Origin of the sequence: Cellulosimicrobium cellulans, from assembly GCF_001722485.1 — a bacterium.
GTDB lineage: Bacteria > Actinomycetota > Actinomycetes > Actinomycetales > Cellulomonadaceae > Cellulosimicrobium > Cellulosimicrobium cellulans_A.
The window spans coordinates 1-5,781 of the sequence record NZ_LWGL01000186.1 but is presented as its reverse complement, the minus strand read 5'-3'; the positions used below and the strand labels follow the sequence as shown (position 1 = coordinate 5,781).

Sequence of the window (5,781 nt, the reverse complement as noted above, 5' to 3'; positions counted from 1 at the left end):
CCGTCGTGGCCGGCGCGCTCACCGCGGGTCCGGACGCGGCCGAAGAGGTCTCCACGGCGTGCTCGGGGGGCGCCGTGCGGCGCGTCGCGCGGCGACGCCCGGTCCTGCGTGCCCCGGGGTCGGGCCGGGAGGTCGCGGCGGTCTCGCCGGAGAGGTCGCCGGTCGTGCTGTCGGAGGTGCTGTCGAGCGTCACGCGTCGTGCTCCTGCTTGCCCGAGGTACCGCCCCGCACCGTGCGGCCCCTCGAGCGGTCGTCGTCGCTCGAGGAGTGCGCCGCTCAGCGCGTCTCCCCCGCGACGGAAGTCGTCGGTCACGGCTGCGGCACGCGAGGGCGGCGCGGGCGCCTGCCGGTCCGGGCCCTTCGCCCCGGGGCGGCGCTCCGCGAGCCGCTGTCCGCGGTTGCTGCGAGCACGTGTGCGCCAGGGGACGATGCGGTGCCCTCCCGGCCCGCCCAGTATCGCACAGCGGGCGCGACCGCCCCCGCCGACACGCACCGGCCGCCGTGCCGTCGGTCCCACGAGGGCGGGACCAACGTCCCGGGACCTTGTGAACATGGTCACAAGGGCCGTGTTTTCAGCACTTTCCGTCATCTGGGGCGGTCTGGATGGTGCAGATTGGACCTGTCGCCGGAGCGGGGCGCGCACGCGCCGCCCACGTCCCGACGGCGCCCGTCCCGACCCGCCGTTCTCCCCTGGAGCGCACGTGGATGCCCTCGACCTCGCCCGGTGGCAGTTCGCCATCACCACCGTCTACCACTTCATCTTCGTGCCGCTCACGATCGGGCTCTCGCCGCTCGTCGCGATCATGCAGACCGCCTGGGTCCGCACCGGCAACGAGCGGTGGCTTCGGCTGACCAAGTTCTTCGGGAAGCTGCTGCTCATCAACTTCGCGCTCGGCGTCGTGACGGGCATCGTGCAGGAGTTCCAGTTCGGCATGAACTGGAGCGAGTACTCCCGCTTCGTCGGCGACGTCTTCGGCGCTCCGCTCGCGATGGAGGCGCTGGCCGCCTTCTTCGTCGAGTCGACGTTCCTGGGCCTGTGGATCTTCGGGTGGGACCGCCTCAACAAGAAGGTCCACCTCGCGTGCATCTGGGCCGTCGCGCTCGCGACGAACCTGTCCGCCTTCTTCATCCTCGCGGCGAACTCGTGGATGCAGCACCCCGTCGGGGCGGTCTACAACCCGCAGACGGGCCGCGCGGAGATGAACGACATCTGGGCCGTGCTCACCAACAGCACGCTGCTCGCCGCGTTCCCCCACCAGATCACCGCGACGATGCTCACCGCGGGCACGTTCGTCACCGGCATCGCCGCGTGGTGGATGGTCCGGCTCGTGCGCACGCGCAAGGCCGAGAACGTCGAGCTCGCGCGCGACGTCTACCGGCCGGCCGTGACGCTCGGCGTCGTCGCGATGCTCGTCGGCGGGATCGGCGTCGGCCTCTCCGGCGACATCCAGGGCAAGATCATGTACGAGCAGCAGCCGGGCAAGATGTCGTCCGCCGAGGCGCTGTGCGAGGGCGAGGAGAGCGCCGCGTTCTCGATCCTCACCATCGGCGACCTGTCGAACTCGTGCGAGAACGTCCGGCACCTCATCGAGATCCCCGGTCTCGCGTCCTACCTCGGCAGCGGCCACCTCTCCGGCCCCGAGAGCTACCTGCCCGGCGTCGAGGACGTCCAGGAGCAGATGACCGAGCGCTTCGGCGACACCACCGCGTCGGGCGACCCGGTGACGTACACGCCGAACCTCGCGATCACCTACTGGTCGTTCCGCCTCATGATCGGCATGGCCGCCGGGTCGGTCCTGCTCGCGCTCATGGCCCTCTGGCTGACGCGCAAGGGCCGCGTCACGGACAACGTCTGGTTCGCCCGCGTCGGCCTGGTCGCGATCCCGATGCCCTTCCTCGCGAACTCGTTCGGCTGGATCTTCACCGAGGTCGGGCGCCAGCCCTGGGTCGTCGCGCCCAACCCCACCGGCATCGACCAGATCCGCCTCCTCACCGAGCGCGGCGTCTCGACGGCCGTCAGCCCGGGCATGGTCCTCACGTCGATGATCGTGTTCACCCTCGTCTACGGGGTGCTCGCCGGCGTCTGGTTCCTCCTCATGAAGCGCTACGCCGTCGAGGGCGTGCCCCTGTCCGTCCGTGACGAGTCGCCGGAGGCGCAGCGTCACGACGACGACGGCGACGGCTCGCCCGACTCCGTCGACCGGCCCCTGTCCTTCGCGTACTGACGCGACCACGACACCCGACTCGCTGACACGCAAGGAGCACCCGCCGTGGATCTCGCCGTCGTCTGGTTCCTGCTCATCGCCGTCCTGTGGACGGGCTATCTCGTGCTCGAGGGCTTCGACTTCGGGGTGGGCATGCTCGTGTCCCTCCTCCCCCGGGGCGACAAGGAGCACCGGGAGAAGGAGCGTCGCGTCCTCATCAACACCATCGGCCCCGTCTGGGACGGGAACGAGGTGTGGCTCCTCACCGCCGGCGGCGCGACCTTCGCCGCCTTCCCCGAGTGGTACGCAACCCTGTTCTCGGGCTTCTACCTCCCGCTGCTGCTCATCCTCGTGGCGCTCATCGTGCGCGGCGTGGCCTTCGAGTACCGCGGGAAGATCTCCGACGCGCGGTGGGCGCGGCGCTGCGACCTCGCCATCCAGGCCGGGTCGTGGGTCCCCGCGGTGCTGTGGGGCGTCGCGTTCGCCAACCTGGTGCGCGGCGTGCAGCTCGACGCCGACCACCAGTTCGTCGGCGGCTTCTTCTCGCTCCTGTCGCCGTTCGCGCTGCTCGGCGGCCTGGTCACGCTCAGCCTCTTCCTGCTCCACGGCTCCGTCTTCGTCGCGCTGAAGACCGACGGCGAGATCCGCCACCGCGCCCGCCGCTTCGCGGCCGGCTTCGGCCTCGTCGCCCTCGTCCTCGCCGGCGGCTGGGCCGTGTGGGCGCAGCTCGCGTACTCCGTCGCGTGGACCTGGCTCGCGGTACTCGCCGCGGCGGGCGGTCTCGTCGCGACGCTCGTCGCCAACCGGCGCGGCCGCGAGGGCCGGGCGTTCACGTGGTCCGCGGTGACCATCGTCGCCGCCGTCGTGCTGATCTTCGGCTCGATGTTCCCCGACGTCATGCCCGCGACGGACCCGGCGAACTCCCTCACGGTCCACAACGCGTCGTCGACCGACTACACGCTCACCGTCATGACGTGGGTCGCCGTCGTGCTCACGCCGCTCGTCATCGGCTACCAGGCGTGGACCTACTGGGTGTTCCGCCGCCGCCTGTCGACGCACGACATCCCCGCCCCGGCCGGCCTGTCGCTACGGAAGGTCCGCGAGGCGGCGTTCGGCGGGGCCTCGTCGGGCGGCGCGGCGGGCCGCGAGCTGGCCTCGGGCGGGACGCCGGAGAAGGCACCCCGCGCGTGAAGCCGCTCGACCCCCGTCTCCTGCGCCAGGCGCGCGCCGCGCGCGGGTACGTCGTGCTCACCGCGGCGCTCGGCTTCCTCACGGCGGCGCTCGTCGTCGCCCAGGCGGTCCTGCTCGCGGCGGTGCTGGCTCCTGCGGTGCAGGGCACGGCCGACCTGGCCGACGTCGCGCGTCCGGTCGTCCTGCTCGCCGCGGTGGTCGCCGCCCGCACCGCGGTGTCGTGGGCGCAGGAGCGGTTCGCGCTCCGGGCGGCCTCGCGCACGGTCGCCGAGCTGCGCGAGCAGGTCGTGGCCCACGCGGCGGCGCTCGGTCCGCGGTGGCTCGCGAGCGGGCGCGGCCCGGAGGTCGCGACGCTCGCGACGCGAGGGCTGGACGCGCTCGAGCCCTACCTCGTGCGGTACCTCCCCCAGCTCCTGCTCGCCGCGACGGTCACGCCCGCTGCGCTCGCCGTGGTCCTCGGCCTCGACTGGGTGTCCGCGATCGTGATCGCCGTGACCATCCCGCTCGTCCCGCTGTTCATGGTGCTCGTCGGGCAGCTCACCGCGGGGACGTCCGAGCGGCGGCTCGTCGTCATGCAGCGCCTCGGCGCGCAGGTGCTCGACCTGCTCGCGGGCCTGCCCACGCTCCTCGCGCTCGGGCGTGCGCGCGGCCCGGAGCGCCGCGTGCGCGCGCTCGGCGACGCCAACCGGCGCGCCACGATGGGCACGCTGCGCATCGCCTTCCTCTCCGGCATGGTGCTCGAGCTGCTCACCACGCTGTCCGTCGCGGTCGTCGCGGTCGGGGTCGGGCTGCGGCTCGTGCACGGCGGGATGGACCTCGAGCCCGCCATCGCGGTGCTCGTCCTCGCGCCCGAGGTGTACCTGCCGCTGCGCCAGGTCGGCACGCACTTCCACGCCTCGACCGACGGGATCGCCGCGGCCCAGCAGGCGTTCGCCGTGCTCGACGAGCCCGCCCCCGAGCCGGGGCGCCGCCCCGCGCCGCGCCTCGCCGGCTCCACCCTGACGCTCGCGGGCGTCGGCGTGCGCGCGGGCGACCGCGACGTCCTCGCCCCCGCGGGCCTCGACCTCGTCGTGCCCGTCGGGCAGGGCGGCCGCGTGGTCGCGCTCACGGGCGCGAGCGGCGCCGGCAAGACGACGACCGCGCTCGTCCTGCTCGGGCTCGTGCGCCCGGACCACGGCACGGTCACGTGGACGTCGCCGGACGGGGAGCGCGTGCCGCTCCACGAGGTCGACCCCGCGACGTACTGGCCCCAGGTCGCCTGGCTCCCCCAGCGCCCGAGCCTGCCCCCCGGCACTCTGCGCGAGGCGGTGGCCGACGGCCGCGACGTCGACGACGAGACGCTCGCCCGCGCCGCCCGGACCGCCGGTCTCGACGACGTCGTGGCGGGCCTCCCGCAGGGCTGGGACACCCCGGTCGGCCGCGGGGGGACGGGACTGAGCGTGGGCCAGCGCCAGCGCGCGGCGCTCGCCTCGGCGCTGCTCGGCGACCCCGCGCAGACACCCCTCGTCGTGCTCGACGAGCCGACCGCGCACCTCGACGCCCGCGGCGAGCAGGTCGTGCTCGACGCCGTGCGCGCGTGGCGCGACCAGGGCCGCACCGTGCTCGTCGTCGCCCACCGCGCCTCGCTCGTGCGCGCGGCCGACGAGGTCGTGGAGGTCGTCGCCGCCCCGCGCGCGGCCGAGCCGGCGGAGGTGGCGGCATGACCGGGTACTCCCGCGCACTCCCGCGCACGCTGCCGCGCCCGCCCCGGGAGCGCCTCGCCGCCGACCCGCTGTGGCGGGCCGTGCGCCTCCTCGACGTGCGGTGGCGCCGCGTCCTCGTCGCCGTGACGCTCGGGACGCTCGCTCTCGGCAGCTCGGTCGCGCTCGCGGCCGTCGCCGCGTGGCTCATCGCCCGGGCCTCGCAGATGCCTCCCGTGCTCACGCTGTCCGTCGCCGTCGTGGGCGTGCGCGCCTTCGGCATCTCCCGCGGCGTGTTCCGCTACCTCGAGCGGCTCGCGTCGCACGACGTCGCCCTGCGCGGCATGGCGGCCCTGCGCGCCAACCTGTACACCGTGCTCGCCGGCGGGTCCGCCGGACGCCTCACGGGCCTGCGCCGGGGCGACCTGCTCGCGCGCGTCGGGGCGGACGTCGACGACGTCGGGGACGTCGTCGTGCGCGCGCTGGTCCCGGCGGGCGTCGCGCTCGCCGTCTCCGTCGGCTCCGTGGCCCTCGTCGCCGCGTTCCTCCCGGCGGCCGGGGCCGCGCTCGCGCTGTGCCTCGTCCTCGCGGGCGTCCTCGCGCCCTGGCTCTCGGCGCGCTCCGCGCGGCAGGTCGAGGCGCGCGGCTCCGCGGCCCGCGCCGCGATGACCGCGACGACGCTCGAGATCCTCGAGAGCTCCGGCCCG

At 74.5% G+C, this 5,781-nt stretch carries 4 protein-coding genes and 1 pseudogene; 4 read left to right on the top strand and 1 reads right to left on the bottom strand.

Annotated features, from left to right (window positions below):
* A partial coding sequence (locus tag JZ5iCDA_RS19425) for a hypothetical protein (RefSeq protein ID WP_216093458.1) occupies nt 1–193 on the bottom strand: 193 nt, incomplete at its 3' end.
* A gap of 508 nt (nt 194–701) precedes the next feature.
* Here JZ5iCDA_RS19425 and JZ5iCDA_RS15040 point away from each other — a divergent pair.
* The 4 genes and pseudogenes from JZ5iCDA_RS15040 to JZ5iCDA_RS15025 form a co-directional block, all read left to right on the top strand.
* Nucleotides 702–2,225 carry a cytochrome ubiquinol oxidase subunit I gene (locus JZ5iCDA_RS15040; RefSeq protein ID WP_069387891.1) on the top strand — a complete coding sequence of 508 codons (1,524 nt, stop codon included), beginning with the start codon at nt 702–704 and terminating at the stop codon, nt 2,223–2,225.
* 45 nt (nt 2,226–2,270) lie between these two features.
* A complete protein-coding gene (cydB, locus tag JZ5iCDA_RS15035) occupies nt 2,271–3,395 on the top strand; it encodes a cytochrome d ubiquinol oxidase subunit II (protein ID WP_069387890.1) in 1,125 nt (374 codons plus the stop codon).
* Nucleotides 3,392–5,098: a thiol reductant ABC exporter subunit CydD gene (cydD, locus tag JZ5iCDA_RS15030; protein ID WP_069387889.1), complete on the top strand. Its 1,707-nt coding sequence runs from the start codon at nt 3,392–3,394 to the stop codon at nt 5,096–5,098. The genes cydB and cydD overlap by 4 nt, the downstream gene beginning before the upstream one ends.
* A pseudogene (locus JZ5iCDA_RS15025) lies at nt 5,095–5,781 on the top strand (thiol reductant ABC exporter subunit CydC); the annotation flags it as partial. The gene cydD and the pseudogene JZ5iCDA_RS15025, both read left to right, overlap by 4 nt.